The organism is Pseudomonas sp. P4_C3 (genome assembly GCF_056402075.1).
Genome location: NZ_JBFUIC010000357.1, coordinates 1 through 3,803, shown reverse-complemented (window position 1 = coordinate 3,803; position 3,803 = coordinate 1). Strand labels below are relative to the sequence as shown.

Below are 3,803 nucleotides of genomic sequence, written 5' to 3'. Positions count from 1 at the left end.
GCACAAGGTATCGAGGGCGTATGGGTCAACGGTGTGTTGAGCTACCGCGATGGTCAGGCCAACGGGCGCAGGGAAGGGCGGTTCCTGGCACGGGAAGGGGATTTGCGTACGGGGTTTCAGTRAGTTTCGAGGACTGCGCCAGCACTCGCGCGCCCTCTAGAACTCGACGACATCCAGGTTCCACCAGCAATCATCATTAACAATTGTGTGGAGGCTCAAGGCTAGTCGAAGGGTCGCTGAAACTCATACAGTTATTCCCTTGAGGTTATATTCCGCAGGTGGCATATTTGTATGAAATGGGACGTTGAATACACGGATGAATTTGGCGATTGGTGGGGCAATCTGAATGAAAAGGAGCAGGCTTCAGTATCGGCGAGTGTCGACTTGCTGGAGCTCTTCGGACCGGGTCTCGGATTTCCCCGCAGCAGCGACATCAAGGGTTCGCGACATGGCAATCTCCGAGAGCTGCGGATACAGCATGGTGGTCGCCCTTATCGCGTGTCGTATGCATTTGATCCGCGTCGATGTGCGTTATTGCTGATCGGTGGCGATAAGACTGGTCAGGATCGCTGGTATGAAGTTCATGTCCCCGTGGCCGAAAAGCTGTATGACGAACATTTGGAAACACTGGGAAAAGAGGGCCGCAACGATGGCTAAAAAATTCGCTGAGCTTCAAGCACGCATGTCGCCTGAGTCACGTGCCGATGCAGAGCAGTTGCTCCGACAACACTTGAAAGAAATGCCTCTGCATGAGCTTCGAAAAGCCCAGGAACTGAGCCAGGAAACATTGGCCAAGGCCCTGCACATCAACCAGGCGGCAATCTCGAAAATGGAACGGCGCACAGACATGTACATCAGCACCTTGCGCAACTACATCCGCGCGATGGGTGGCGAGTTGGAAATCATCGCCACCTTTCCTGAAGGCCAGGTAAAAATCGAAAACTTCGCCAAATAGGCAGCTCGACTGCCTGGAATGAGAGAAGCCCTTTATTCAAAGGGCTTCCTGGCAACGCGCTGACGTGTTCGGCCTAGACCCTGAAGTGACTCACCATCATCTGCAACTGATTCCCCAGCCGCGCCAGTTCAACACTCGACGCTGCCGTTTCATCACTCGCAGCAGCCGTCTGTTCAGACACGTCGCGCACGTTGATGATGCTGCGGCTGATCTCTTCGGCCACGGCGCTTTGTTGTTCGGCAGCGGCGGCGATCTGCTGGTTCATCGACTGGATGCTGGACACCGTGCGGGTGATGTTCTCCAGCGACTCGCCGGCCTTGCGGGTCAGGGCCACGCTGCTGTCGGTGAGGACGCGGCTGTTGTTCATCACCGCCGACACTTGTTGCGTGCCGTTCTGCAAGCCGGCCACCAGGCCTTCGATTTCCTCGGTGGATTTCTGCGTGCGCTGGGCCAGGCCGCGGACCTCGTCGGCCACTACGGCAAAACCACGACCGGCTTCACCGGCACGGGCCGCTTCGATGGCGGCGTTGAGCGCCAGCAGGTTGGTCTGTTCGGCCACGGCCTTGATCACGTCCATGACGCTGCCGATCTTGTCACTTTCCCGTTGCAGCACGCTCATGGCCTCGGTGGAACGCACCACTTCGCTGGCCAGACGCTCGATCTGGGCGATGGCTTCGTTGACCACTTTGTCACCTTCACGGGCTTCGTCATCCGCCGCCGCAGCGGCTTGCGAGGCTTCTTCGGCGTTGCGCGCGACTTCCTGCACCGTGGCGGTCATCTCGTGCATGGCGGTGGCCACCTGATCGGTCTCGACTTTCTGGCTGTTGACCCCGGCACTGGTCTGTTCGGTCACAGCCGACAGCTCTTCGGCGGCGCTGGCGATTTGGGTCACGCCATCGCGGATGCCGCTGATCAAGTCGCGCAGGGTCACGCCCATGCGCGCAATGCCTTGCTGCAACACGCCGAGTTCATCGCGACGGCTGACCACCACGTTCTGGGACAGGTCACCGCTGGCGATGCGATCGACCACCGCCAGGGTTTCGCGCAGTGGACGGGTAATCTGGCGAGTGATGACCACGGCGGCAATGATGCCCACCAGCAACGCCAGTAATGTGCTGATCAGTTGCAGGGTGCGCGCCTGGGCGCTTTCGGCGTCACGGCGATCGAGCTGAGTCTGATACAGCTGATCGCTCTGGGCCACGATGGTGGCACCCTGGTCGGTCATTTCCTTGCGCGCTTGCACCGCGTCATTGCTGGCGGCCTTGTAGGCCTGCAAGGCACCGCGATAGTTGCCAAGCGCCGTTTCCAGCTGACGCAGGGCGTCTTGCTGCGAATCGGCGAAATGCGCATTCAGCGGTTTCAGGCTGGCAATGGCGGCGTCCAGTTGGCCGACGGCTTTTTGCTCTGTCCCGGCATCGGTACTGGCGGTGTAGCCACGCACTTCGTATCGGGCCAAGAGGAACGCCTCCTTTGCAGCCGTAATGGTCTGGAACTGTTCGAAGCGCTGGTCGCTCAGCGGCATTTGCTGCACGCGGGTATTGATGTCATTGATCAGCGTGTTGGCGGTTTCGGCGTTGGCACTCATGGCGTCGCGGGCGCTGTTGCCGGCGCGATAGGCGCTGCGCATCTTGCCCAGGGACGTCTTGTAGGCGTCGATGACGGCGCCTTGCTCTCGCAGCAGCTTGAGGTTTTCCGGGCTCTTGAACTTCGCCAGCAGGGCTTGCTGCTGGGCCGAGAAGGCGTCGAGGGTGGTCTGTACGCTCTGTGCGGCGGTTTCGTCGCCGTTGGTCAGCATGTATTGCAGGCGAACCACGCGCAGCTTGGTCAGGCCGGCGTTGAGCTGGGTGATGTCGCTCATCCAGTTACTGCGGTCGATCAACCCGCCCAGGCTGGTCCAGCCGGTCAGAGCGAGGATGCAGGTCAGTGCCAGGACCAGGCCAAATCCCAGGCCCAGTTTCAGGTTCACGCTGATGTTGCCGAACCAGCTATTCATCACATTCCTCCAGGAACTTAGTGCTTCTCTATCGTCGGTTGGCTGGAAGATTGTTTTTTTTGGGGGCCGCCAAGCTGTGTAAGCAGGATGTATCGGCAGCAATCCCGGGAGCTGAAAGGTTTTTGTGCGGCGGATTCTGTAACAAGGTTTTTGCAATGCTTTAAGCTTTTTTTCACATGTCTTTCACTCGCCGGCAACGCACGTTTCTTTAGCCTTTCGGGATCTAATGAGGTGTTGCGTGCCGGTGAGGCGGCTTGATGTGGAATTGAGACTGAGTCTTTTCGGGAAAAAACGCTCGATCGATCTGAACCGCTATGCTCGCTATCGCAATGCCGCCGTGGTGTTGGCCTCGGCGCTGCTGGTCATCCCGCTGACCGTATTTTTGTTACGTCCCGCCACCGCACCGGACCTGGCTCACGGCAATTTAGCCGGTGCACAGGCTTTGATGACGGGATGGGCCAAGGGCGACATGATCGTGCTGGTGCGTCACGTCGAGCGCTGCGATCACTCCTCGGCGCCTTGCCTGATCGGCAACGATGGCATTACCGAGCGCTCTCGCAGTGTTGCCGAGAGCCTCGGGGCACAGTTCAAGCACCTGGGCCTGGACAAGGCCGATATCTACAACAGCCCGATATTGCGTACAGCGCAGACCGCCAACTTCATGTTCAACAAGGTTGGCACGGGTGAAAACTGGCTGATCAGTTGCAAGGGCACCATGTTGCGCGACACGCTTGGGCATAAAGTGGCTGGGCGTAACCTGATTCTGGTGACCCACAGCGAGTGCATGGAGCAACTGGAAAAAGACCTCAAGTTACCGACTTCGACCCTGGGTTATGGCGCTTCACTGTTTATTTC

The 3,803-nt window shown here is 58.6% G+C and carries 4 protein-coding genes and 1 pseudogene; 3 read left to right on the top strand and 2 right to left on the bottom strand.

Translation table 11 applies throughout. The annotated features are described in order from the left end of the window. The first annotated feature begins 291 nt into the window (after positions 1-291). Entirely contained in the window at positions 292-657 is a 366-nt protein-coding gene (locus AC1DVH_RS27470) for a type II toxin-antitoxin system RelE/ParE family toxin (protein ID WP_477756440.1), read from the top strand. Beyond that, positions 650-955: a helix-turn-helix domain-containing protein gene (locus AC1DVH_RS27465; protein WP_218429176.1), complete on the top strand. Its 306-nt coding sequence runs from the start codon at positions 650-652 to the stop codon at positions 953-955. The genes AC1DVH_RS27470 and AC1DVH_RS27465 overlap by 8 nt, the downstream gene beginning before the upstream one ends. A gap of 73 nt (positions 956-1,028) precedes the next feature. On the opposite strand, the gene AC1DVH_RS27460 is transcribed toward AC1DVH_RS27465, so the two are convergent. Both AC1DVH_RS27460 and AC1DVH_RS27455 read right to left on the bottom strand, forming a co-directional pair. Beyond that, complete coding sequence (locus AC1DVH_RS27460) at positions 1,029-1,892, bottom strand: methyl-accepting chemotaxis protein (protein WP_477756441.1); 864 nt, start codon at positions 1,890-1,892, stop codon at positions 1,029-1,031. Then, positions 1,887-2,813, bottom strand: a pseudogene (locus tag AC1DVH_RS27455) (methyl-accepting chemotaxis protein); the annotation flags it as partial. The gene AC1DVH_RS27460 and the pseudogene AC1DVH_RS27455, both read right to left, overlap by 6 nt. 394 nt (positions 2,814-3,207) lie before the next feature. On the opposite strand from AC1DVH_RS27455, the gene pmrG reads away from it, so the two are divergent. After that, a partial coding sequence (gene pmrG / locus AC1DVH_RS27450; RefSeq protein WP_477756439.1) for a lipopolysaccharide core heptose(II)-phosphate phosphatase PmrG occupies positions 3,208-3,803 on the top strand: 596 nt, incomplete at its 3' end.